The sequence below is a fragment of the Sneathiella sedimenti genome (assembly GCF_017313765.1).
In the GTDB taxonomy this organism is placed as follows: Bacteria; Pseudomonadota; Alphaproteobacteria; order Sneathiellales; family Sneathiellaceae; genus Sneathiella; species Sneathiella sedimenti.
In genome coordinates this window covers 590,732-614,744 of the sequence record NZ_JAFLNC010000002.1, presented here as the reverse complement: position 1 = coordinate 614,744, position 24,013 = coordinate 590,732, and the positions used below count along the sequence as shown (strand labels likewise).

The 24,013-nt window shown below is 59.9% G+C and carries 24 protein-coding genes; 7 read left to right on the top strand and 17 right to left on the bottom strand.

All coding sequences use genetic code 11. The features are described from left to right. The first annotated feature begins 35 nt into the window (after positions 1 to 35). Positions 36 to 1,814, top strand: coding sequence for a methyl-accepting chemotaxis protein (locus tag J0X12_RS08060; protein ID WP_207044018.1), 1,779 nt, complete (start codon positions 36 to 38; stop codon positions 1,812 to 1,814). A gap of 35 nt (positions 1,815 to 1,849) precedes the next feature. On the opposite strand, the gene J0X12_RS08055 is transcribed toward J0X12_RS08060, so the two are convergent. Further along, positions 1,850 to 2,440 carry a cytochrome b/b6 domain-containing protein gene (locus J0X12_RS08055; protein ID WP_207044016.1) on the bottom strand — a complete coding sequence of 197 codons (591 nt, stop codon included), beginning with the start codon at positions 2,438 to 2,440 and terminating at the stop codon, positions 1,850 to 1,852. Positions 2,441 to 2,593: 153 nt separating this feature from the next. Here J0X12_RS08055 and J0X12_RS08050 point away from each other — a divergent pair, with 153 nt between their 5' ends. After that, positions 2,594 to 3,211 carry a pyridoxamine 5'-phosphate oxidase family protein gene (locus tag J0X12_RS08050; protein ID WP_207044014.1) on the top strand — a complete coding sequence of 206 codons (618 nt, stop codon included), beginning with the start codon at positions 2,594 to 2,596 and terminating at the stop codon, positions 3,209 to 3,211. Positions 3,212 to 3,480: 269 nt separating this feature from the next. Here the strand turns inward: J0X12_RS08050 and J0X12_RS08045 are convergent, their stop codons facing one another. The 8 genes from J0X12_RS08045 to J0X12_RS08010 form a co-directional block, all read right to left on the bottom strand. After that, entirely contained in the window at positions 3,481 to 4,869 is a 1,389-nt protein-coding gene (locus J0X12_RS08045; protein WP_207044011.1) for an NAD(P)(+) transhydrogenase (Re/Si-specific) subunit beta, read from the bottom strand. A gap of 12 nt (positions 4,870 to 4,881) precedes the next feature. Further along, on the bottom strand, positions 4,882 to 5,262 hold the full coding sequence (locus J0X12_RS08040; protein WP_420497061.1) for an NAD(P) transhydrogenase subunit alpha part 2: 381 nt from the start codon (positions 5,260 to 5,262) through the stop codon (positions 4,882 to 4,884). Further along, positions 5,178 to 6,329, bottom strand: coding sequence for a Re/Si-specific NAD(P)(+) transhydrogenase subunit alpha (locus tag J0X12_RS08035; RefSeq protein WP_207044007.1), 1,152 nt, complete (start codon positions 6,327 to 6,329; stop codon positions 5,178 to 5,180). Before J0X12_RS08035 ends, J0X12_RS08040 begins: the two co-directional genes overlap by 85 nt. A 92-nt stretch (positions 6,330 to 6,421) precedes the next feature. Then, positions 6,422 to 6,550 carry an aa3-type cytochrome c oxidase subunit IV gene (locus J0X12_RS08030; RefSeq protein WP_207044005.1) on the bottom strand — a complete coding sequence of 43 codons (129 nt, stop codon included), beginning with the start codon at positions 6,548 to 6,550 and terminating at the stop codon, positions 6,422 to 6,424. Positions 6,551 to 6,669: 119 nt separating this feature from the next. Then, on the bottom strand, positions 6,670 to 8,442 hold the full coding sequence (locus J0X12_RS08025; RefSeq protein ID WP_207044002.1) for a M3 family oligoendopeptidase: 1,773 nt from the start codon (positions 8,440 to 8,442) through the stop codon (positions 6,670 to 6,672). A 54-nt stretch (positions 8,443 to 8,496) separates the two neighbouring features. Further along, complete coding sequence (locus J0X12_RS08020) at positions 8,497 to 8,946, bottom strand: PaaI family thioesterase (RefSeq protein ID WP_207043999.1); 450 nt, start codon at positions 8,944 to 8,946, stop codon at positions 8,497 to 8,499. Beyond that, a complete protein-coding gene (locus J0X12_RS08015) occupies positions 8,943 to 9,419 on the bottom strand; it encodes a PaaI family thioesterase (RefSeq protein ID WP_207043997.1) in 477 nt (158 codons plus the stop codon). Before J0X12_RS08015 ends, J0X12_RS08020 begins: the two co-directional genes overlap by 4 nt. 6 nt (positions 9,420 to 9,425) lie before the next feature. Next, on the bottom strand, positions 9,426 to 10,406 hold the full coding sequence (locus J0X12_RS08010; RefSeq protein WP_237688038.1) for an NAD-dependent epimerase/dehydratase family protein: 981 nt from the start codon (positions 10,404 to 10,406) through the stop codon (positions 9,426 to 9,428). 199 nt (positions 10,407 to 10,605) lie between these two features. On the opposite strand from J0X12_RS08010, the gene J0X12_RS08005 reads away from it, so the two are divergent. Next, positions 10,606 to 14,076 (top strand): indolepyruvate ferredoxin oxidoreductase family protein, encoded by a 3,471-nt coding sequence (locus J0X12_RS08005; RefSeq protein WP_207043991.1) that lies wholly within the window; start codon positions 10,606 to 10,608, stop codon positions 14,074 to 14,076. Between the two features lie 17 nt (positions 14,077 to 14,093). Further along, on the top strand, positions 14,094 to 14,324 hold the full coding sequence (locus tag J0X12_RS08000; RefSeq protein ID WP_207043988.1) for a DUF1272 domain-containing protein: 231 nt from the start codon (positions 14,094 to 14,096) through the stop codon (positions 14,322 to 14,324). On the opposite strand, the gene J0X12_RS07995 is transcribed toward J0X12_RS08000, so the two are convergent. After that, the gene (locus tag J0X12_RS07995; RefSeq protein WP_207043985.1) at positions 14,325 to 14,645 is read right to left on the bottom strand and encodes a hypothetical protein; all 321 of its coding nucleotides are present in this window, start codon (positions 14,643 to 14,645) and stop codon (positions 14,325 to 14,327) included. Between the two features lie 241 nt (positions 14,646 to 14,886). Between J0X12_RS07995 and J0X12_RS07990 the strand changes: the two genes are divergently transcribed. Next, on the top strand, positions 14,887 to 15,483 hold the full coding sequence (locus J0X12_RS07990) for a HupE/UreJ family protein (RefSeq protein ID WP_207043982.1): 597 nt from the start codon (positions 14,887 to 14,889) through the stop codon (positions 15,481 to 15,483). 92 nt (positions 15,484 to 15,575) lie between these two features. Here the strand turns inward: J0X12_RS07990 and J0X12_RS07985 are convergent, their stop codons facing one another. The 4 genes from J0X12_RS07985 to J0X12_RS07970 form a co-directional block, all read right to left on the bottom strand. Further along, the gene (locus J0X12_RS07985; protein WP_207043980.1) at positions 15,576 to 15,878 is read right to left on the bottom strand and encodes a DUF2312 domain-containing protein; all 303 of its coding nucleotides are present in this window, start codon (positions 15,876 to 15,878) and stop codon (positions 15,576 to 15,578) included. Between the two features lie 122 nt (positions 15,879 to 16,000). Beyond that, positions 16,001 to 16,294, bottom strand: coding sequence for a DUF1244 domain-containing protein (locus J0X12_RS07980; protein ID WP_207043976.1), 294 nt, complete (start codon positions 16,292 to 16,294; stop codon positions 16,001 to 16,003). A 30-nt stretch (positions 16,295 to 16,324) separates the two neighbouring features. Beyond that, a complete protein-coding gene (locus J0X12_RS07975) occupies positions 16,325 to 17,464 on the bottom strand; it encodes a carboxylate-amine ligase (RefSeq protein WP_420497060.1) in 1,140 nt (379 codons plus the stop codon). A 2-nt stretch (positions 17,465 to 17,466) separates the two neighbouring features. Further along, complete coding sequence (locus J0X12_RS07970; protein WP_207043970.1) at positions 17,467 to 18,243, bottom strand: N-formylglutamate amidohydrolase; 777 nt, start codon at positions 18,241 to 18,243, stop codon at positions 17,467 to 17,469. 182 nt (positions 18,244 to 18,425) lie between these two features. Between J0X12_RS07970 and J0X12_RS07965 the strand changes: the two genes are divergently transcribed. Next, a complete protein-coding gene (locus J0X12_RS07965) occupies positions 18,426 to 19,298 on the top strand; it encodes an FkbM family methyltransferase (RefSeq protein WP_207043968.1) in 873 nt (290 codons plus the stop codon). Between the two features lie 105 nt (positions 19,299 to 19,403). After that, the gene (gene pyk / locus J0X12_RS07960; protein ID WP_207043965.1) at positions 19,404 to 20,825 is read left to right on the top strand and encodes a pyruvate kinase; all 1,422 of its coding nucleotides are present in this window, start codon (positions 19,404 to 19,406) and stop codon (positions 20,823 to 20,825) included. A 15-nt stretch (positions 20,826 to 20,840) separates the two neighbouring features. Here pyk and J0X12_RS07955 read toward each other — a convergent pair whose 3' ends face one another. The 3 genes from J0X12_RS07955 to J0X12_RS07945 all read right to left on the bottom strand — a co-directional run bounded on the left by J0X12_RS07955 (position 20,841) and on the right by J0X12_RS07945 (position 24,009). Further along, positions 20,841 to 21,398, bottom strand: coding sequence for a tetratricopeptide repeat protein (locus tag J0X12_RS07955; RefSeq protein ID WP_207043963.1), 558 nt, complete (start codon positions 21,396 to 21,398; stop codon positions 20,841 to 20,843). A gap of 78 nt (positions 21,399 to 21,476) precedes the next feature. Continuing rightward, a complete protein-coding gene (gene glcF / locus J0X12_RS07950) occupies positions 21,477 to 22,769 on the bottom strand; it encodes a glycolate oxidase subunit GlcF (RefSeq protein WP_207043961.1) in 1,293 nt (430 codons plus the stop codon). Between the two features lies 1 nt (position 22,770). Further along, entirely contained in the window at positions 22,771 to 24,009 is a 1,239-nt protein-coding gene (locus J0X12_RS07945) for an FAD-binding protein (protein ID WP_207043959.1), read from the bottom strand. Between the last annotated feature and the right edge of the window lie 4 nt (positions 24,010 to 24,013).

Here is a 24,013-nt window from a genome sequence, read left to right as displayed (position 1 = left end):
TCTTCCGCCTATTTTTATAAAGGATGACATACGAGATGAGCGCCGACACCCCGACAAATGAACCGGAAACGCAAGACAGGAACGCGGTCACCGGCAAGATGACTGTCAGTCGCAAAATCCTGCTTGTCGTGTTTGCGACGACCCTGATGGGCCTTTCGCTCCTCGTGTTCATAGGATTGCAGAACCAGCGCAATGCCATGGAGGATCTTGCGACGGCCAATAACCTCACCATCTCTGAACTGATGGCGGAGCAGCTTTCAGGCGCCCTGAAATGGCAGAAAACGGACAAGATCGCCGACGTCTATCAGGAGATGGCGGCGAAAGACGGCTCCCTGCTCTCAGATATTCTCACCTTCGATAACGAGGGCAATCTCGTCACCGAATATCATTCGGAGACCCTCCCCTCCGTGTCGGGCCTGCCGGCACTGCTGTCAAAAAATATGGCCGCGCTTGAAAATGGCGAGGTGGTCTCGATAAAAGCGGACTCCCACCAGATTATCCTGGCGCCGGTCACGGCCGCGAAAGATGAACTGGTCGGCTTTACTGCCATCGGCTGGAGCCTCAACCGGTTGAACGAGCAATTGTCCACGACCCTGATGCAGCAGCTGTTGCTAACCGGGGCGGCGTTGCTCGGCATTATGCTGCTGACCGGCTTTCTGCTGGCGCGGTATATCGGCCGCCCGCTGAACCGGCTGACGCAGGCCATGCTGTCCCTTGCCGAGGGCGACAATGATGTCGTGATCGACGGGCTCGACCGCAAGGATGATGTTGGCGATATGTCCCGTGCGGTGCAGGTGTTCCAGGCCAATGCCGAGAAGATGAAGGCGCTGGAGATCCAGCGGGAGACGGACGCCCAGGAAAAGGCGGCCGCCGAGGAGGAACGCCGACGCGAGGAAATACGGCGCGCCGAGGAAGAGAAGCAGCGCGACCAGGAATCGGCCGCAAAATCCACCGCGGAGCGGATCGGCTTTGCCCAGTCCATCGCCCAGAAACTCGAAAGCACCGTCAATTCGGTCGCGCAGCAGATTATGGGCGCCGCCGAGGTCATGGAGGCGAAGGCCAAGGGCATGGTCACCAGTGCCGCCGATACGGACCGTCATTCCACCGCCATTGCCGCTGCCTCCGAACAGGCTGCCGGGAATGTCAGCGGCGTCGCCGCGGCCGCCGAGGAACTGTCGGTATCGTTGCAGGAAATCACCCGCCAGGTGGATGCCTCCGCCAAGCTGTCCCGCGAGACCATGGACGTAGCCGAAACCACCGATGAGGTGGTGGGCAAGCTTGCCAGCTCCGCCGGGGAGATCGGCAATGTCATCGAGCTGATCGGCAATATCGCCAGCCAGACGAACCTGCTGGCGCTGAACGCGACGATCGAGGCCGCCCGCGCCGGGGAGGCCGGCAAGGGCTTCGCCGTGGTGGCGTCCGAGGTGAAGGGTCTCGCCTCCCAGACGACCAGCGCGACGGAGCAGATCACCCGCCAGATCGACGATATGCAGTCCGCCACGAGTGAGGCCGTTGACGCGATCAAGCAGATCGAGGAAATGATCGTGCGGATCAATGAAACCGTTCAGGCGATGGCCGCCGCACTGGAGGAGCAGAGCACCGCGACCCAGGAAATCACCCAGAATGTGCAGCAGGCCTCGGCCAGCACCGAAGAGGTTTCCCGCTCCGTCCTGATGGTGTCCAACATGGCCTCATCCTCCGGGAATTCGGCGACGCAGCTTCTGGACAGTGTCGGGGAGCTGAACCAGTTCTCCGCCAAGCTGCGCGAGGAAGTGAACGCGGTTCTCAAGGATATCCGCTCGATGGCCGGCTAACCGCCCGCCCCAGCTACAGGAAAATCCGGGCCGCGTCAGCTGTCCGGATTTTTTTTGCGAAACCTGAACATCGGGTGGATCAACCGGTGACCGAAAATCTCATGCAGGACCGACGCGCCGACATGAACCGCCAGATAGGTCCACATCACCGGCCCAAGGAACTTGTGGACCTCCTTCACCGCACTCAGCCAGCTGCTGAACTGCCAGCTGTCGTCCACATTGAAAAAGATCAGCGTGCCCGTCGCCGCCATCACCGTGGCAATCACCAGCCCGACCCCCTGTATGGCCCCGGCAAGGGGGCTGGGCTCCTCCGCCCCGGGAAGCCGCAGTTTCACGAAGGAGGCGAGATAATGCTTGATGTCCTGCCAGAGCGCGGCGCGGCGCGCGGCGGCAAACCAGGGGAACAGCTGGCCCAGCGGGACCGGGCCGCCCCGGATCAGCGACCACAGCCAGTGGATCACCAGCACGACCAGGAGCGCGACGCCCAGCTTCTCATGGATTTCATAGAGAAAATTGGCGGCCCGGTCCGGCTTGGGGTGGACCATCCATTCACTGATCACCAGCTGGATGACAATGCCAAAGGCGAACAGAACATGCAGGAAACGGGTAAAACGGTCGTAGAACACGGGCAAGCTCCGGAATTGCAGGGCACAGTGTGTAAACGATAAGGCTATTCTCCCGGCCTCGCCAATGATTTATATCAAAAAACTTATCTACAAATTTGCGCGCAAGGCGGGTATGATGCAGGGGCAAGAACAAGAACAGCCAGGGAAAAGGCCATGACAGAGCATACAATCACCACCGTTGACGAGCTTTACAGCGTTTACAAGCAGCCGGGGGAACGGGCGGTCCAGAAGGAAATCCGCAAACTCGACACGCATTTCCGGAACTTCATCGCGCTGTCGCCCTTTCTGGTGATGGGAACCGATGGCGGCGACGGGACGGCCGATGCCTCCCCGCGCGGTGATGCGCCGGGCTTTGTCACCGTGCTCGATGACAAAACGCTGGCCATTCCCGACCGGCCGGGCAACAACCGCCTCGACAGCCTGATCAATATTATCCGCAATCCCGCCGTTGGCCTGATCTTTCTGGTGCCGGGGATTAACGAGACCCTGCGCATCAATGGCAGGGCGACGATCAGCCTTGATCCGGCGCTGATGGAGGCCCATGCCGTCAATGGCAAGCTGCCGCGCTCGGTGCTGAAGGTGGAGGTGACGTCGGCCTATATGCATTGCGCAAAGGCGCTGATCCGCTCGAAGCTCTGGGACCCGGAGGTACAGGTCGAGCGCACGGTGTTCCCGACGCTGGGACAGGTCCTCGCCGACCAGATCGCCGGGATGGACGCCGAGCAGTCCGACGCCTATCTGAAGGTCGCCTACAAGGAAAACCTCTACTAGGGGAACGCCTTAAGCGCCGGTTCACGGATGCTGTTTATTGCCCCAGGTACAGCACATCAGGTTCGGGTCCTGCTCGGCCGTCGTCGTCTGGCAGGCCGCCAGCAAAAACAGCACCGCCCCGATCAGTAAAATGCGCATGATTTGTCCTTTAAAGAGAATAAATATCCCTAAGCGGAAGATGCACTTTTCCACAGAGTAATCAAGTGCGCCGGATCACAAAAAAGCCGCTGGCTCTCACCAGCGGCTTTTGTTTTGGATACAGGCGGTTGTTACAGCGCCTTGATGATATCCTCGACCATTTTCTTCGCGTCGGCGAGGAGCATCATGGTGTTGTCTTTATAGAAAAGATCGTTGTCGATGCCGGCGTAACCGGAGGACATGGAGCGTTTCACGAACAGAACCGTCCGCGCCTTGTCCACATCAAGGATCGGCATGCCATAGATCGGGCTGGACGGGTCATCGCGCGCGGCCGGGTTGGTCACGTCGTTCGCCCCCACCACCAGCGCCACATCGGCGCCGGAGAAGTCGGAGTTGATTTCTTCAAGCTCGAACACCTCGTCATAGGGCACCTGAGCCTCGGCCAGCAGCACATTCATATGGCCGGGCATACGACCCGCGACCGGATGAATGGCATAGACAACCTCGACCCCTTCCGCTTTCAGAGCATCGACCATCTCGCGCAGGGCATGCTGGGCCTGCGCCACCGCGAGGCCGTAGCCCGGCACGATGATGACCTTGCCGGCATTCTTCATGATGAAGGCCGCATCGTCAGCAGAGCCCGCCTTGTAAGGACGGTCGCCCTTGTCGGGACCGGCCGCTGCCGTATCGCCGCCGAAGCCGCCGAGGATCACGCTGAAGAAGGAGCGGTTCATCGCCTTACACATGATGTAGGAGAGGATCGCACCGGAAGAGCCGACCAGCGCGCCGACGATGATCAGCGCGGTGTTTTCCAGCGTAAAGCCGATACCCGCTGCCGCCCAGCCGGAATAGCTGTTCAGCATCGAGACCACCACCGGCATATCGGCGCCGCCGATCGGGATGATGATCAGGAAGCCGATGACGAAGGCCAGGATGGTCATCGCCCAGAAGATCGTCGGGTCAAGATCAAGGCAGAACCAGATAATCAACGCGACGATGGCCAGGCCGATCAGCAGGTTTACGAAATGCTGGCCCGGAAAAACAACCGGGTTGCCGGAGACAAGCCCCTGCAGCTTGGTAAAGGCGATGATGGAGCCGGAGAAGGTGATGGCGCCGACCACGACACCGATGGACATTTCCACGCGGGAGAGAACCGTCAGTTCGCCCCCTGCCCCGAGAATGCCATAGGCGTCCGGGTTGTAGAAGGCGGCCGCGGCAACCAGCACGGCGGCAAGACCGACGAGGCTGTGGAATGCCGCTACAAGCTGCGGCATGGCGGTCATGGCGATGCGCTGGGCAATCACCGCGCCGATGGCGCCGCCGATGACGATACCGCCGATGATCCACTCATAGGAGAGGACGTCGGGCCGGAGAATGGTAACAATGATGGCGATGGCCATACCGGCCATGCCCATGATATTCCCGCGCCGGGAGCTGTCCGGTGAGGACAGGCCGCGAAGCGCCAGAACGAAGAGAATGGCGGAGACCAGATAGGCAAGCGCCGTAAAATTTGCTGACACGGATCGTCCCCCTTATTTCTGTTTTTTCTTGTACATGGACAGCATCCGCTGGGTCACGAGGAAGCCCCCGAAGATATTGACCGAGGCGAGCACGATGGCGACAAAGCCGAAGACCTTCGCGAGGGTCAAGTCCGCCGGGCCCGCCGCAATAAGCGCGCCGACGATAATCACCGAGGAAATCGCGTTAGTGACGGCCATCAGCGGCGTATGCAGGGCCGGTGTCACGCTCCAGACCACGTAATAGCCGACAAAAATGGCGAGCACAAAAATGGCAAGCCGGAAAACGGTTGGATCTACCATATCCATAATCAGTTCCCTCCCTCGGTTAGTTGCGGGTGGATAATGTTGCCATCGCGGGTCAGCGCGGTGCCGAGAACAAGCTCGTCCTCCCAGTTCAGGTTCAAATTCCCCGTTTCCTTGTCGATCATGGGGTTGAGGAAATTGAAAAGGTTCTTCGCGAACAGGGACGAGGAATCGCTCGCCAGCCGGCTCGGGACATTGAGGTGGCCGACGATCTTGACGCCATTGTCGGTTTCGACAATCTCGCCGGGCTTCGACTGGGTGACATTGCCCCCTGCCTCGACCGCGAGATCAACGATGACCGAGCCCGACTTCATTACGGCTAGCATCTCGTCCGTGATCAGGATCGGCGCCTCGCGGCCCGGGATCAGGGCGGTGGTGACGACGATGTCCTGTTTCTTGATATGCTCGAACACAAGCTCCGCCTGGCGTTTCTTGTAGTCGTCGCTCATTTCCTTGGCGTAGCCGCCTTCGGTCTCGCCGGTCTCGTCACTTTCGACCATGACGAATTTCGCGCCAAGGCTCTCGACCTGCTCCTTCGTTGCCGCGCGCACGTCCGTCGCAGTCACGATGGCACCGAGGCGGCGCGCGGTGGCGATTGCCTGAAGGCCGGCAACCCCGACACCCATAATGAAAATCTTGGCGGGCGCGATGGTCCCGGCGGCGGTCATCATCATCGGCAGGGCGCGGCCATATTCCGCCGTCGCGTCCAGCACGGCCTTGTAACCGGCGAGGTTTGACTGGCTGGAGAGAATATCCATGGACTGGGCGCGGCTGATGCGCGGCAGCAACTCCAACGAGATCGCGGTGATCCCGGCCTTGGCATAGCTTTCCGCCTGGTCCCTGTTCTGAAGCGCGGCGAGATGGCCGATCAGCGTTGCGCCCTTCTTCATCAGCGCGACTTCATCCTCGCCCTCTTCCTTGGTGAGCGGGCGCTGGATTTTCAGCACGACATCGGCGTCTTTCAGGGCGCTGGCCTCATCGGGGGCGATCTTCGCGCCCGCAGCCTCGAATTCCGCGTCGGAGAAAGAACTGGTGACACCGGCTCCCGTCTCGACAATTACCTCGGCGCCCAGACCGACGAACTTCTTTACAGAGTCCGGCGATGCCGCGACGCGCTTTTCATTTTCCCGACGCTCCCGGGGGATAGCGATCTTCATAATCGATCCTCTTATCTGTTATTTGTTGCGGGATAGAAAGGCGCCCCGCCACGCCAAAGGAGGCTACTGGCCGCCGCGGCGGCCCGTTTTCCCTATGTCAGGAAGATAGCCATCAGGATCAGCAGGACTACCAGGAAAATAGTGCTGTATTTAAACAGCTTGATAAATGCCCCGTAGGATTCCCGCTGCGCCGAAATGTCCATATTGCCTTGCTCACTCATAATGACAGACCCCTCACTTTTGTCAGGTAGTTAATAAATTGACCTGAAATATACCGAAAAATGTCCGTCGGGCAACAGATTGTCGTGTGCAATGCAATAAAAAGCTGGACCGACCCCGCCTAAAGCGCCTCCAGCTCGTCGATAAAGCCCTCGATCACGCTCAGCCCCTTCGACCAGAACGCCGGGTCCGACGCATCGAGATTGAACGGCGCCAGCAACTCCTTGTGCCGGAGCGTGCCGCCCGCCTTCAGCATGTCGAAATACTTGTCCTGGAAGCCGCTCTCCGCCTCCTGATAGATGGCGTAAAGCGCGTTTACGAGACAATCGCCGAAGGCATAGGCATAGACATAGAAGGGCGAATGGATGAAATGCGGGATATAGCTCCAGTAATACTGGTACTCGTCATGCAGCCGGATGGCCGGGCCGAGGCTTTCCTTCTGCACCGCCATCCAGATCTCGCCGATCTGGTCGGGCGACAGTTCCTCTTTCCGGCGCGCCTCATGCAGGCGCTTCTCGAACTCATAGAAGGCGATCTGGCGCACCACGGTATTGAGCATATCCTCGACCTTGCCGGCCAGCATGATCCGTCGCTTGTCGGGATCGGCCTCTTTTTCAAGAAGGGCGCGGAAAGTGAGCTGCTCCCCGAAGACGCTCGCGGTCTCGGCCAGGGTCAGCGGCGTATTGGCCAGCAATCCGCCCTGCGGCGCGGCCAGCAGCTGATGCACGCCATGGCCCAGCTCATGGGCCAGCGTCATCACGTCGCGGATATTGCCCTGATAGTTCAGGAGCAGATAGGGATGCACGCTCGGCACCGTCGGATGGGCAAAGGCGCCCGGTGATTTCCCGGGCCGGACCGAGGCGTCAATCCACGGTTTTTCAAAGAACTGCCGTCCAAGATCGGACAGTGCCGGCGAGAATCGGCCATAAGCCTCCAGCACCGTGTCGCGCGCCTCCTCCCACGGGATCAGGCGATCATCGGAATCAGGTAGCGGCGCATTGCGGTCCCAGTAGTCGATCTTCTCCTGCCCCATCCATTTCGCCTTGATCGCGTAATAGCGATGTGACAGCGTCGGATAGGCGGCCTGCACGGCCTCCGACAGGGCGTCGACGACCTCGGCCTCGACCTGGTTGGAGAGATGGCGCATGGCGGCCGGCTCGGGCGATCCGCGCCACTCATCCTCGATCGACTTGTCCTTTGCAAGCGTGTTGGTAATCAGGGAAAACAGGCGCACATTCTCGCCAAACACCTTGCCGATGCTCTTCGCGGCCTTCTTGCGGATTTCCCCGTTGGGATTGGAAAGCAGGTGCAACGCCTTCTGGGAGGACATTTCCTCGCCATCGACGTTGAACTTGAGACCGGCAATGGTCTCGTCGAACAGCCGCACCCAGGCGCTCCGTCCGGAGATGTCCTTCTCGTGGAGCAGTTTCTCGATGTCGTCCGCCAGCTGATAGGGTTTCAGGGCCCGGACATTGTCCAGCCAAGGCTCGTACTTCTTGAGGCTGCTGCCCTCATACATCGCCTGCAGCCTGTCTTCCTCGATCCGGTTGAGTTCCAGCGTGAAGAACAGGAGGTCAGTGCCGATGGCGCTGATCTTCTCCTGCATGGTCTGGAAGAACTTGCCGATCTCCGGGTCCGACATGTTGCCGGCATAGACCAGATAGGCATAGGACATGATCCGCCCTTCCAACTCGCCGATCTCCTCATATTTGGCGATGGCGAGATAGAGTTCCTGCCCGTCCAGCACCGTGAGCTTTCCCTTGTACTGTTCGGCGAAGGCCTTGGCATCCCGCGCCGCCGTATCCAGGTCCTCGACCAGTTCCGGGGAGGTTCGGGACGGGTAAAGATCGCTCAGGTCCCATTCGGGCAGATTGGCAAGGGCAGCTTCGGTCATAAATAACTCACTCCAACAAAAAAGGGCGCTCCCTGTTCATTTAGGAAGCAATCCCTAGCTGACAAGAAAATTGGCATGGGCGGCGGCAATCGGCTTGTTCCGGTCCTTCTGCCAAGCCTCGATCCGCAAGTTGGCGACCCGGCGGCCGGGCTTGGTGATGACCGCCTCGGCATAGGTCTCGATCGGCTTGCCGGAACGAAGATACTCCACCGTGATATTGATGATTTTCGGCAGCTGCGTCACCTCCTGCGTCGCCAGCAGATGGACCAGCGCCGCACTTTCCAGGAACGCCCCCACGACCCCGCCATGCAGGGCCGGCAGGGTCGGGTTGCCGATGAATTTCCTGTCTTCCGAGAGGACGCTGATGAACTTGCCGTCGGTCTCTTCCAGCCGCAGCCCGAGAAAGGTGAAATAGGGGATGATCTCAAAAACCGGCCGCCAGTCCTTGCTGTCCTTCGCCGTATTGATCAGGGCGACGAAATCTTCCGCGCTCATTGCCGTCATGAGGTCGCTCCCTTCTCTTTCGCCGCTTCATCGAGGGATTTGCCGGGCGTCGATTTCAGCATGAAGGTGCCGACGCTGTTGGCGATCGGGTCCTCCGGGTCGCTGTGATAGGCGATGGCGCGGGTGAAGGCGATCTGCCGCGTCACCCGGTAACAGGTGGCGCGGGTGAACACATCCTCCCCCGGCGTGGCCGGCTTCAGATAATCGATGCGCAGGTCCAGCGTCGCAATCGGCATATATTCCCGGAGCCGCGCATAAATGCACATGCCCGCCGCCGTATCGATCAGGGTGGTGATGATCCCGCCATGGAGCACGCCATTAACCGGGTTCCCGGCAAAGCGCTCCTGATACGGCAGGCTGAAGACCACACCGTCCGCATCCATGTCATGGACCCTGATTCCGATCTCTGAACAATGGGGAATGCCGTGATCTATAATATTCTGTATCTGATTGATATCGAACTCTGTCGACATGCAGTGTTAATCCTTACAATAATTCTGGTACCATTTAACGAACTTCGGCAGGCCCTCCTCAAGGGAGGTCGCGGGTTCATATCCCACATCCCGGCGCAGCGGGTCAATATCCGCGAAGGTTTCTTTCACATCGCCCGGCTGCATGGGAAGCAGCTCGCGTTGCGCCTCGATGCCGAGACATTTCTCGATAACCGCAACGAAATCAAGCAGTTTTTCCGGTTTGTTATTGCCGATGTTATAGACCTTGTGGGCCGGCCCCTCCCCGCTTTTTACCGGCGGTTTGGCCAGCACCGAGAGCACGCCCGACACCACATCGTCGATATAGGTGAAATCGCGCATCATGTCGCCCTGGTTATAAATCTGCACCGGCTTGCCGGTCAGGATTTTCTCGGTAAACAGCCAGTAGGCCATGTCCGGCCGCCCCCACGGGCCATAGACGGTAAAGAAGCGCAGGCCCGTCATCGGCAGTCCGTAGAGATGGGCGTATGCGTAGGCCATCAGCTCGTTCGCCTTCTTCGTCGCCGCATAGAGGGAGACCGGCCGGTCTGTCGCCTGATCCACCGCGTACGGCAGCGTGTTATTCGCGCCATAGACAGAGCTGGAACTGGCATAGACAAGATGGTCCAGCCTTTCAAGGCCGCGGCAATATTCGAGGATGCCGAGAAACCCCGTGACATTCGCCTCCGCATAGTCGAACGGGTGGGTCAGGCTGTAGCGGACCCCGGCCTGCGCCGCCAGATGGACGACAGAGGTGATATCCGTATGCGCCGCCATCGCCGCCGCAAAGGCCGCGCGATCGGCGATATCGACCTGGTGGAAGGTGAAGTTCTTATGGCCCGTCAACCGCGCGAGCCGGGCTTTCTTCAGCCCCACGTCATAATAGCTGTTGAGATTGTCGAGACCGACAACCCGCTTTCCTTCCGCCAGCAGCGCTTCCGACACATGCATGCCGATAAATCCCGCCGCCCCTGTCACCAGAATGGTCATGAATTGCCCGTTCAAAATCCGATTGTACTCACCCTCCCCCTCAAAAGCACCTTTGCCCCCGAAATGTCAAAAAAATTCCGATTAATTTTGCATGAAAAAAGTATTTAAGTCAGCACTATTGACCTTTTTTGCCTTTCATGATATTCTTCTTATATCGTACAACAGTAACCGTCTTTTTCTAATGGGAGTGAGGTAAGAGATGACGTTGGCCAATGTATCGCTGGACGACAAATATACGCTTGAGGAAGGCCGTATTTTCCTGACTGGTATTCAGGCGCTGGTGCGCCTGCCGCTGATGCAGAAGGAACGCGACCGCGCCGCCGGGTTGAATACGGCGGGGTTTATCTCAGGCTACCGCGGCTCTCCTCTTGCGGGCTATGACCAGTCGCTCTGGAAAGCCAACAAGATCCTGAAAGAGAATGACATCCATTTCGAACCGGGCGTCAATGAGGACCTTGCCGCCACCGCCGTCTGGGGCAGCCAGCAACTCAACATGTTCAAGGGTGCACGCTACGACGGTGTGTTCGGCCTGTGGTACGGCAAGGGCCCGGGCGTGGACCGCTCCGGCGACGTGTTCCGCCACGCCAACAGCGCCGGGACCTCCAAATATGGCGGCGTTCTGGCGCTTGCGGGCGATGACCACGGCATTGTCTCCTCCTCCATCGCCCATCAGAGCGAGCATAGTTTCGCCGGCTGGATGATGCCGGTGCTGCATCCGGCCAATGTGCAGGAGATCCTCGACTACGGCATGCTTGGCTTTGAAATGTCGCGCTTCTCCGGTCTCTGGATCGGTTTCAAATGCATCTCGGAAACAGTCGAGGGCGGCGCCTCCGTTTATGTCGCGCCGGATCGCGGCAGCTTTATCCGCCCGAATATCGAGATGCCGGAAGGCGGCCTCAATATCCAGCCTCATGACAACCGCTTCGATCAAGAAGTGCGCCTCAACCAGCATAAAATTTACGCCGCCCGCGCCTTTGCCCGCGCCAACCATATCGACCGGGTGACCATGGACAGCCCCAAGCGCCGCTTCGGCATCGTCACGGTGGGCAAGTCCTATTATGACGTGCGTCAGGCCCTCCGTGATCTCGGGATCGATGATAACCTTGCCGCCGATATCGGCCTCACCGTCTACAAGGTCGGCATGCCCTGGCCGCTGGAGCCGGACGGCATCCGCCAGTTCGCCGAAGGGCTGGAAGAAGTGGTGGTGATCGAGGAGAAACGCGCCGTCATCGAGAACCAGATGAAGGAGCAGCTCTATAACTGGGACACCGCGGTCCGCCCCCGTATCCTTGGCAAGTTTGACGAGAACAAGAAACCGCTGCAACCGTCCACCGGGGAGATGACCCCGGCCATGGTCGCGCGGGTGATCGCGGGCCGAATCCGCCGCTTCTACACCTCCGACTCAATCGAGAACCGCCTCGCCTTCCTCGACCGCAAGGAAAAGCAGCTCGATGCAAAACCGGCGAAGCTGGTGCGCACCCCGTTCTATTGTTCGGGCTGCCCGCATAACACCTCCACTGTCGTGCCGGAGGGGAGCCGCGCCGTTGCCGGGATTGGCTGTCATTTCATGGTCACCTGGATGAACCGCAATACCGACACCTTCACCCAGATGGGCGGCGAAGGCGTGCCGTGGGTCGGGCAGATGCATTTCACGGACGAGCAGCATATCTTCGCCAATCTCGGCGATGGCACCTATTACCATTCGGGCATCCTCGCCATCCGCCAGGCGGTCGCGGCGAAGGCCAACATGACCTACAAGATCCTCTATAACGACGCGGTCGCCATGACCGGCGGGCAGCCGACGGAGGGGCATATCACCCCCTGGCAGATCGCCCAGCAGCTGGAGGGCGAAGGCGTCTCGGTCATCCGCGTGGTGACGGACGAGCCTGAAAAATACGGCGAAGGCACGCCCTGGCCCAAGGGCACGACCATTCATCATCGCGATGATCTGGACAAGATCCAGCGACATCTACGGGAGGAAAAAGGCGTCTCCATCCTCATCTATGACCAGACCTGTGCCGCCGAGAAACGGCGCCGCCGCAAGCGTGGCACCTTCCCCGATCCGGCCAAGCGCGTGATTATCAATGATCTCGTCTGTGAGGGTTGCGGCGATTGTTCCGTCAAATCGAACTGCCTGTCGGTCGAGCCGATCGAGACGGAATTCGGCCGCAAGCGGACCATCAACCAGTCCACCTGCAACAAGGACTATTCCTGCGTCAACGGCTTCTGCCCGAGCTTCGTCACCATCGAGGGCGGGGAGCTGCGCAAAGCCGCGCCCCATGCGGCGGAAAACCCGGCGGAGGGCCTTCCCGCCCCGGCGATGCGGGAATTGACCGCCCCCTACCGAATCCTGATCACCGGGATCGGCGGCACCGGCGTTGTCACCATCGGCGCGCTTCTCGGCATGGCCGCCCATCTGGAGGACAAGGGCATTTCCGTCCTCGACCAGGCGGGCCTCGCCCAGAAGGGCGGCGCCGTCACCAGTCATGTGCATATCGCGCCGAAGCCTGAGGATATCAACGCCGTCCGCATCCCTGCGGGCCGCGCGGACCTTCTCATCGGCTGCGACATGGTAGTGTCTGGCTCCTATGACAGTCTCGCGAAATTTGATGTCAATGTCGCCCATGCGGTGATCAATGCGCATCCCTCCCCGACCATGGACTTCACCCTTGATCCCGACGCGCCCTTCCCGGTGAAGGACACCCTCGATCATATCCGCGAAGCCATTGGCCCGGATCAATGCGACCTGATCGAGGCGAGCGAGATCGCGACGACTCTTCTAGGTGATTCCATTGCCACCAACCTCTTCATGCTCGGCTTTGCCTTCCAGAAAGGGCTAATCCCGCTCACCGAGGAGGCGCTCCTCCGCGCGGTCGAGCTGAACGGTGTCGCCGTTCCCTTCAACAAGAAGGCGTTCGGCTGGGGCCGCGTCATGGCCCATGATCCGGAGCGGGTGCTGAAAGAGGTTGAGGAACTGAAAGGTCCCAAGCTGCGGATGGAACCTGCCAGCGACCTCGACGAGATGATCTCCCGCCGGGTGGAATTCCTCACCGGATACCAGAATGCCCGCTACGCCAAGCGCTACAGCGACCTGGTTGCCCGTGTCCGCTCCGCCGAGAGCGAGGTCATGCCCGGCAAGTCGGACCTCTCCGAGGCGGTCGCGCGCTCCTACTTCAAGCTGCTCGCCTACAAGGACGAGTATGAAGTCGCGCGCCTCTACACCGACACGACCTTCATGCAGCGGGTCGAGCGGATGATGGACGGGGAGTATGAACTCAAGTTCCATCTCGCCCCGCCACTGTTCGCGAAACGCGACCCGGATACCGGGGAGCTGAAGAAGAAGGAATACGGCCAGTACATGATGAAGGCCTTCGGCTTCCTCGCGAAGTTCAAGTCGCTTCGCGGCACCCCGCTTGATATCTTCGGCTATCAGGAGGATCGCAAGATCGAGCGGGCGCTGATCAAGGAGTTTGAAGGCATCGTCAATGAGCTTCTCTCCGGCCTGACCGTCGCCAATCACGCCATCGCGGTGGAGATTGCGGCCCTGCCCCAGCATATCCGCGGCTACGGCCATGTGAAGGACAAGGCGATTACAGTCTATCGCGGCGATCTCGATAACCTGCTCGCCAGCTTCAAGAGCCCCGAGCCGCAAAAGCAGGCGGCGGAATAGAGGAAAGGGGAACAACGATGCTGGAGCTGAGGCCCAACTGCGAGACCTGCGATACGGACCTGCCCAACGGGGAGGCGGACGCCTATATCTGCACCTTCGAATGCACCTTCTGTGAGACTTGCGCGCAGGATGTGCACAAGGGTGTCTGCCCCAACTGTGGCGGGAATTTCACGCTCCGTCCCGTGCGGCCCGCCGCGCTGATGGAAAAATACCCGCAGAGCACCAAGCGGGTGCTCAAGAAAACATAGTCAATCGGGAAAACGGACCCAGTTGGGTCTGCTTTTCGGGGCGGGTTTACGGGGTGCGACGGTCTTGGAGCTGTCGCGTCGTTCACGAAACAGCGGCTCCAGCCCGCTTCCAAGCGCGCGGATCAGGTGCGCGGCCTCCATATTGAGGGCGATCTTCTCTTCCGGGCCTTCGGCCGCCGCCTCATGCCGGCGTGCGGCGGACGACAGCAGCCGCCGGGCCTCCTCCGCCGTGAACAGGCCGGACAGCACGCATTGCTGCAACATCAGCTCGGAGATGGTGAGGGCCGCAAAGCCCGCCGCATCTGTGGAAAATTTCGTCATAGCCCCAAACCGGCAACAAACCACCTGCGGATTAATGACAGGCGCGTTCTACACTTAATTATTGCATCCTGGAATACAAGAGGCCGCAATCCGCAACAGGGCAGCAGCGCGCCGGAAAAATTTCCATATCCAGAGCATCAGAAGGAACTGTCAGGCTTGCAAGCAGGAGACGCTTGCGCTACCGTTGCCCGAAATCCCCGCCCTTATAAATAGAATCAATTAGAAATGGATAATAAGAGAAATGATGTCTAGATCCCTAACAACAGCAATTGCGGTCGCCACCACCAGCCTGCTGCTGGCCAGTCCAGCCCTCGCCCACGCCGGCCCGGGTATCGTCGGAGGTTTCACCAGCGGTTTTGTCCATCCGGTACTGGGTTGGGATCACGTTGTTGCCATGGTTGCCGTCGGAATTTGGGGCGCTTTTCTCGGTAAGCCCGGCATCTGGGTCCTGCCGGTTGTTTTCCCGCTCGTGATGGCCGTGGGGGCCCTTCTCGGCTTCATGGGAATCGCTTTTCCGGCTGTTGAGGCCGGTATCGCCAGCTCCGCAATCGTTCTCGGCCTGTTGATCGTCTTTATGGTCCGCCCACCGGTATGGATTGCCGGGATTGTCGTTGCCTTCTTTGCCCTGTTCCATGGCCATGCGCACGGCGCGGAATTACCCGCGGCCGCCAATGCGGTTGCCTATGGCGTCGGGTTTGTGCTGGCGACGGGCCTGCTACATCTTTGCGGGATCGGGTTTGGGACATTAGGCAACTCACGGGCCGAGAACATTGTCATTCGCATCGGCGGCGGCGCTATCACCGTCGTGGGGGCGGTGTTCCTGACTGGCGCAGTCTAACTCCGTCTGCGCAACGGTTTTTCAGGATTTTGGCTGATGCGACTCTAAGGTTGATTGCATCAGCCGATCCTGTCTTCACAAGGGGATTTCGCCTAGAATGCGGCGGCTTCCCCGTCGCTGTCCGTGCCCTCTTCGGGCATGTTTTCCTCGGCAGCCATGCCAAGCGCATGCTTGTACAGGTCAATCATATATTCCTGTTCCTGCAGATCGGCCTTGTCCATCTTGCGAAGACGCAGAACCGCGCGCATGGCCTTGACATCGAACCCGGTGCCCTTGGCCTCGGCGAAGATTTCCTTGATATCGTCGGCGATACCCTTTTTCTCTTCTTCCAGACGCTCAATTCTCTCGATATAGGACCGCAAATGATCCGCCGCGACACCGCCGATGTCAGCCATAACTTACCTTCTCCGTGAATATATATATGCGAACTGACCGGAAATATTTCCGGACGGGCTTTCTAGCATTTTTGGGCCCGGCAAGTACATGCCTTTTGGCAAATTTTTTGCCCCCGCGCCGTCTAGTGGTCCTTGTGGCTCTGTGCAAACGCGGCCTTCTGCTCCGGCGTCGCCTCGTTCTGGTATTTCGCCTTCCATTCGTCAAACGGCATGCCATAGACAATCTCGCGCGCCTGCATCTTGTCCATCTCGATGCCCTTCTCGTTCGCCGCCTCCATATACCAGTTGGCGAGGCAGTTGCGGCAGAAGCCGCCGAGGTTCATCAGGTCAATATTCTGCACATCGGTGCGTGTCCGCAGATGGTCGCGCAAACGGCGATAGGCCGCGGCTTCAAGTTCCAGAGTTTCCTGGTCCATTTTCTTCTCCCTTTATCAATGCGCCGTTATTTATGAGTCTATGCCGGAAACGGTTTCGTTCAAGACCTGATCGACAACTTTTATCAGGGCCGCCTCCTTGCTATCCCCGGCCGCAACCGCCGCCCGGTAGCAGGCGATCTGCCGATCGGCGGAGGAACCGCGACGGACAATCTCGCGCGCATGCTGCACTTCCGCCTCACAGCCAAGTGCAGCCGCATCCTCCGCGGTCAGAGCGATAATCTCCTCGATCAGGTCGGCGAGCGGCACCGGCGCGGGAATGCCAAAATCGATCAGCTTCCCCTCAACGCCGAAGCGCTGCGCGATCCAGCGGTTCTCCTCCACCAGCGTCTGCGGATAGACCCGCCAGCGCTGGTTATTGCGGCGCAGGCGATACAGCATCCGGAGAATGCAGGAATAAAGCGCGGCGACGGTCAGTGCATCCTCGAGCAGCGGGCAGACATCGGCAAGCCGCATCTCCAGCGTTGGGAATTTCGCCGACGGGCGCATGTCCCACCAGAGCTTCGTGCCATCCTCGATCGTGCCGGCCTCGACCAGCGTATCGACCAGCCGGGTATATTCGCCAAAGCTTTCAAACCGGTCCGGCAGCCCCGTCCGCGGCAGCGCATCAAATACCGTGACACGATAGGATTTGAGGCCGCTCTCCTCCCCCCGCCAGAAGGGCGACGAGGTGCTCAGCGCCAGCAGATGCGGCAGGAAATAGCTCGCCTGGTTCATCAGGTCGATGCGGAGTTCGGGATCCTCGATCGCGCAATGCACATGCATCCCGCAGATCATCATCCGCCGCACCGTCGCCTGCAGGTCGCGGGCGATGATGTCATAGCGTTCCTTCGGGGTGTGCTTGAGCTGGTGCCAGTCGGCGAAGGGATGGATGGAGGCCGCCATCAGCCCGAGCCCATGGTTGCGCGCCACCTCTGACACCGTGCCGCGCAGTTCCGTCAACGCTGCGCGGGCCTCGGTGATATTGGTGCAGATCCGGGTGCCGACTTCCAGCTGGGAGCGGAGAAATTCCGGCGTCACCAGATGCTCAGGCAGGCGCTTTTCGCATTCGGTGAGAATGTCGTCGCTCGGCTCGATGGCAAGGTCGCGGGTCTCCAGGTCGACGAGCAGATACTCCTCCTCGATCCCGATGGTAAAGGTCGGCTCTTTCACGCTCATCCCTGTTCTCCCGGTTCATAGGGGGCAAGCGGCCCCAGGCGGGTCAACGCATCGGCCATGATGGAGGCCCATTTCTCCGCCCCCTGATGGGTATCGATCAGGTCCTGGCGGATCTCGATGGCGACATTGGGAATGCCCCGCTTCATGCCATGTTCATTCATGGTGTAGCCGAGGGGTTCCCGCGCCGAATAGGGCTCGTTATCGCCCACCACGAGGGAACTGTTCTCGCGCAATATCTTCAGCAGCGGCAGCGCAATACGCGGGTCCCGGTCCCACAGCACGCCGATATGCCACGGACGCTCAAAATCATTCATCACCGGGGTGAAGCTGTGCATGGAGATCAGCAGCGGCACCTCATGTGCTTCGCGCTTCCTCTCAATCAGGTCGGTAATGGCGCCCTGATAGGGCGTGAAATACGTCTCGACCCGCCGGGCCTTCTCCGCCTCGGTCATATCCTGATTGGCCGGGATTTCAACGCCATCGCTGATCACGGGCGTGCTTGCCGGATCGTGCGGGTAGCGGTTCGCATCCAGCAGCAGGCGTGAAAAGCGCGCATAGATCGCCGTCGCCTTCAGCCTGTCAGAGAGCCTGCGGGTCACATCCTCGATCCCGATATCCCAGGCGATATGGCGCGCCAGCACGGAGGGATCGGTCAGACCCAGATTGTTGTATTCTTCCGGGATATGGCGGCTTGCATGATCGACGGTCAGCAACAGGGCGCTGTCGCTGTCGGGATGCTGGATGTCAAATACGGATGAAGTGCTGTCAGTCATGGGTCTCTATCATAAAGTACGGAACTGGCCGATACTATCCCAATCGCGGCGCGACTTACAATGACGGGAATTTACGGGGTAGAAATTTGTTGCCCCCCTGCAATTTATCTATCCCCGCCAGAGGGGAAGAGGTTATAAAGTAAATACCCGTCCCCAATGAAATGACAAAATTCAACAAACCAATGCCGAATAAAATAGAGACATTTATTGTCGACAAATTCCGAAACCAGTTGCTGCGTCGCTTCTTCGACAGCAAACGGGGCCGCAAGGTCCTGAGCAAGTCGCTGCCGGAGGATATCCTCGCGGTGACGGTCCATGCGCGTGACCATATGATAACGGTCGACCCGCGCGACCTCGTCGGGCGCTCCGTTGTCCTGCATGGGGACTGGGGGCGTGGCGGCGTCGACAGCGTTGTCGCCTATCTGGAGAAAACCGGCAAGATCGATGGGGCGGGCGTCGCTATCAACCTCGGTGCCAACATCGGGTGTCAGGCGCTCTACCTCAAACTCACCAACCGGTTTGCGAAGGTCATTGCCGTTGAGGCCGCGCCGCGCAATTTCGAGCTGCTGCGCGCCAATGTCCATCTGAACGGCTGGGCGACGGAGATCACGCCGATCCATGCCGCCGTCTACACGGAAGACGGCACGATTACCCTGCATCTGAAAGAAGAAGGCGTCAGCGGCGGCCATTCCCTCCTGAACCTGCCCGGCAATACGCGGGCGGTCGAGGTTTCCGCTCTGACCATCGCCAGCATCGTGCGGCAGGAGGGCATCAGCCCTCAGGACGTCAGGTTCATATGGATGGATATCGAGGGGTTTGATTTCGAGATCCTGCAGGAGATCAACAAGACCTTCGGCAGTCACCTCCCTGTATTCTTCGAATTCTCCCCGCGTTTTATCGGCGAGGAGAAGGCGCGGGAATTCATTGCCTACCTCCGGGACAACTATACGCATATCCTTGATTTCAAGGACGCGGGCGTCGATCCGACTCCGGTCACGGATTTCGAGGCACTGGCGCAGACGCCGCAAAAGGACCTTCTCGTTTTCAGCCTTTAGGCAGGCCTGCAAAAATATCCGATAATCCTCTCACATCAGTGACATAAAAAGGGTAGTATAAATCTGCGAGCCTGAAAAACATCTGATGTCATGAGTAGCAAAACGATGCGACGACTTAGGAAAACGAAGATCATAGCCACCCTCGGCCCCGCAAGTTCCAGCGCGGACAGTATCGAGGCGCTGCATCTGGCCGGGGCGGACGTGTTTCGCCTCAACTTCAGCCACGGCGACCACAAGGACCACGAGGAACGGTACAACGCCATCCGCGAGCTGGAGGAACGGGTCGGCCGCCCCATCGGTATTCTTGCCGACCTGCAGGGCCCGAAAATCCGCCTCAGCACCTTTGCGAACGGCTCGGTCATCCTCACCAACGGCGCCAGGTTCCGCCTCGACCTTGACGAAACGCCGGGAAACCAGGACCGCGTGTGCCTGCCCCACCCGGCCGTGCTGGAAAGTCTCGAGGAAGGCAGCATCCTATTGCTTGATGACGGCAAGCTGAAACTCACCGTCACCGGGACAGGCGCGGATTTCGTCGATTGCAAGGTCACGGTCGGCGGCAAGATCTCGGACCGCAAGGGGGTCAATATCCCGAATGCGCTTGTCCGGATGAGCCCGCTCACCAACAAGGACCGCCGCGACCTTGATTTCGCCCTCAGCCTTGGGGTGGACTGGATTGCGCTCTCCTTCGTGCAGCGGCCCGAGGATATCGCCGAGGTCAAGAAAATCGTCGCCGGCCGCGCTGCGGTCATGGCAAAGATCGAGAAACCCGCCGCGGTGGAGGCCCTCAGCGGTATCATCGATCTGGCCGATGCGATCATGGTGGCGCGCGGCGATCTCGGCGTTGAAATGCCGATTCAGGAAGTCCCCTCAATCCAGAAGCGGATCATCGCCCGCGCGCGCGAGGCGGGCAAGCCCGTGGTCGTCGCAACGCAGATGCTGGAAAGCATGATCGCCGCGCCAGTGCCGACCCGCGCCGAGGTGACCGATGTCGCCAATGCCATCTATGACGGCACGGACTCGGTCATGCTCTCGGCGGAGAGCGCTGCGGGAGAGTTCCCGCTGGAGGCCGTGGCAATGATGAATGATATTGCGGTGGAGACCGAAAAAGACCCGATGTACCGCAGCGTCATCGACGCCAAGCATGGCGCATTGGAGGCGACCACTGCCGACGCGATCAGCGCCGCCGCCTCACAGGTCGCGGGCACCATCGGCGCGGCCGCCATCGTCACCTACACCACCTCCGGCTCCACCGCCCTCCGGGCGGCGCGGGAACGGGGCGAAACCTCCGTGCTGGTTCTGACGCCGTCGCTCAAGACGGCACGGATGCTCGCCCTCGTCTGGGGCCTGCATTGCGTTCACACACCGGATGCCAAGAATTTCGCCGATATGGTGGACAAGGCCTGCAAGATTTCCTTTGCCGAGGGGTTCACCCGGCCGGGACAGCGGGTTGTGATCATGGCGGGGGTGCCGTTTGGCACGCCGGGATCAACCAACATCCTGCGCATCGCCTGGGTCGGGGAACAGTAAGACGCGCGAAAACGATCAGATTCGCTTCTTGTCCCGCTGGATAATCAACTGGTCGAGCCGTGCCTTGACGCTCGGCAGATGGGGATTGATCTCGACGGCCTTTTCATAGGCTGAAAGCGCACCCGCCTCAATCTTCTGCAGATCATAAATCTGGCCAAGGCCGGACAGCGCACCGAAATGGCGGGGTTCCAGCTCCAGCGTCCGGCCGATATCCTCGATCGAGCTGTCATACTCCCCGATCAGGAACAGCACCGTCGCCCGTTTGTTCCAGCCTTCAGAAAACTCGGGATCGATCTTGATGACCGTGGAAAAGAGCGAAATGGCCTTCGCAAACTCGCCCCGGCTCATATAGTTGATCCCCTGAAGCATCAGAAAATCCACCGTATCGCTGCCCGAGGTCAGCCAGATTTTCCAGATACTGCCCTCGATCACCTTGGCTTTCTGGTAGTCCTCCGTCTCGGCGAGCTGCTCGAACAATTCATCCAGCTTCGGGTCATCCTGACGGGCAAACGCCGGGTTGCCCCAGAAGAGGAGCCCCGCAATCAGGATAAGTTTCAGAAGTCGTCGTGCCATACCTTGAGTATAGCGCAGTTTGGCGGTTTTGGTAACGCTGCCGGATGACACAAATTTGTGAGCGGGCGGTCAGCCGCCTTATTGCAGGGCCGGTGGTTTCGGTCCGCCCGTCACCCAGTCAAGAAGCTCCACCGTATGCACCACGGGAAGATCCATGCCGGAGGCGATTTGTGCGATGCAGCCGACATTTCCCGCCGCGACGAGATCGGGCGTGGTTTCCGCGATATTCGCGACTTTCCGGGCCTTCAGCTTGGCCGAGAGTTCCGGTTGCAGCAGGTTATAGGTGCCCGCAGAGCCGCAGCAGATATGGGATTCCGGGATATCCGCCACCTCAAAGCCCATCTGGGCAAGGAGGTCTTTCGGCTCCTTGCGGATTTGCTGGCCATGCTGGAGCGAGCAGGCGGAATGATAGGCAACCTTCAGGCCGGTTGTCACCTTCGGCGGCGTCAGCTCGATGCGGCTCAAAAATTCCGTGATATCGCAGGCAATTGCGGCGACCTTCCCGGCCTGCCGGGCAAGCTTTTTGTCCTTGTGATGGGCGAACAGCTCACCGTAATCCTTCACCGTGGTCCCGCAGCCGGAGGTGTTGATGATGATGGCGTCCAGCCCGTCCCCCTCCATCTCGCGGTCCCAGGCCCGGATATTGGCGCGGGCGAAGCCTTGCGCGTCCTTCTCTTTCCCCATATGCAGCGGCAGCGCGCCGCAGCAGCCGGCCCCCTTCGGGATGATCACCTCGACTCCGTGGCGGTTGAGCAGGCGGATGGTCGCGTCATTGATCTCGGGCGCGAGCACCTTCTGCGCGCAGCCAGTCATCAGGACAACGCGCATCTTTCGTTTCCCGCCCGCCGGATTAACACGGCGGCTATCCAGGCGGGAGGCCGGCGGCAGCCTTGTCGGCGCCATGTCCAGCATCGCCTTCAACGGCCCGCTAAAGAGATCCTTTGCCGGGCGCGCCAGCTTCGCCCCGATGAGCGAAAGGCGGAACAGCCTAGGGCGCGGCAGCACGATACCGAGCACACCGCGGAGCAGCCGGTCAAACAGCGGGCGCTTGTAGGTTTCCTCGATATAGTCGCGGCCATGCTCCACCAGATGCATGTAATCCACACCCGACGGGCAGGTCGTCATGCAGGACAGGCAGGAGAGACAGCGGTCGAGATGCTTTACAGTGGAGGCCGGAGCCGGCTCCCCGCTTTCCAGCATCTGCTGCATCAGGTAAATGCGCCCCCGCGGACTGTCGCGCTCATCCCCAAGCTCAAGGTAGGTCGGGCAGGTCGCGGTGCAAAAACCGCAATGGACGCAATTGCGAAGAATATCGTTGGAGCGGGCGAACTTCGGGTCGGCAAGCTGGAGAATGGAAAATTCTGTTTTCATTTCAAACTCTTGCCTTCATTTCTTCAACCGCGTACATCCGCCCGGGATTGAGGATGTTCTCGGGATCGAACCCGTCCTTGATGCGCGCATTTATTTTCTGGATCGCCGTTGGCTGCGGCTGGAACGGCGCAATCTTTCCCCGCAAGGCTTCCGATCCGCGAATGAGGGTCGCATGACCTGCCCCGGAGAGTGCATCACGAACCAACGTCGCACCCCCATCCGCCAGTCCGTCGGGCATCTGCACCCAGACAAGACCACCGCCCCAGTCGAGGAAATAGTCTGCCTCCGCCGCCTTATCACGAATGGCGGCAATGAACGGGGCAGCGTTGGCAGGTGGCAGCGAGAGTTTCCAAAGAGGTTTATTGTTTCCCGCGAAAGCACTGGCATTGCTGACAAAACGCCAGAAGCTTTCCGAATTATGGCCGTGCAGTTCCTCGAGCGCGCCCTCACCCGCCAACATCTCGCGGATGGCAGTACAGCGGAATTCGGCGGACGGGCCCGGCCCCTCGATCTTGAGAGCCAGCACCGACTTGCCCGGACCGCGGATATACTCAATGTCGCATGTGGCGGCAATATCGGCGGGCAGCCAAGCGGCGGCGGCGATATCATGGACGGAGGACAGCCCCCGGTTCATGAGAGGTTGCGCCTTCTCCAGCGGCACATCATAGAGCAGCACGGTCCGGGTTTTCTCCGGCCGTGGCAGTACCTTGAAGGTGAGCGAGGTGGCGATGGCGAGGGTGCCATAGCTCCCCGCGACCAGCTTGCAGAGGTCATAGCCTGTGACATTCTTCATCACCCGGCTGCCGGTCTGGAACGCTTGCGCGCGGCCGGTGAAGCCCTGAACCCCCAGCAGGTGGTCGCGGGCGCTGCCCGCCTTGATGCGGGCCGAGCCGGAGAGATTGGCACTGAAAATACCACCAAGCGTCCCCGCTTCCGCAGTTCCGCCGAGCAAGGGCCCGTAATCCGGGGGATCAAAAGCAAGGCGCTGCTCGCTCTGGCGGAGGAGCGACTGGATCTCGGAAACCTTCGTGCCCGCCTTCGCCTTCATCACCAGCTCGGCCGGTTCATACATCTCAACCCCGGTGAGGCCGGAGAGATCAAGCCCCTGCTCCGTGGTGACGGGACGGCCGATCCCGGCCTTGCTGCCCGCGCCCTGAATTGTAAGGCCATGCTTGCCCGCGAGCGCCCAGTCGAGCATATCGGCAATTTGCTGTTCTTCGGTGATTTTACTGATTTGCATATCG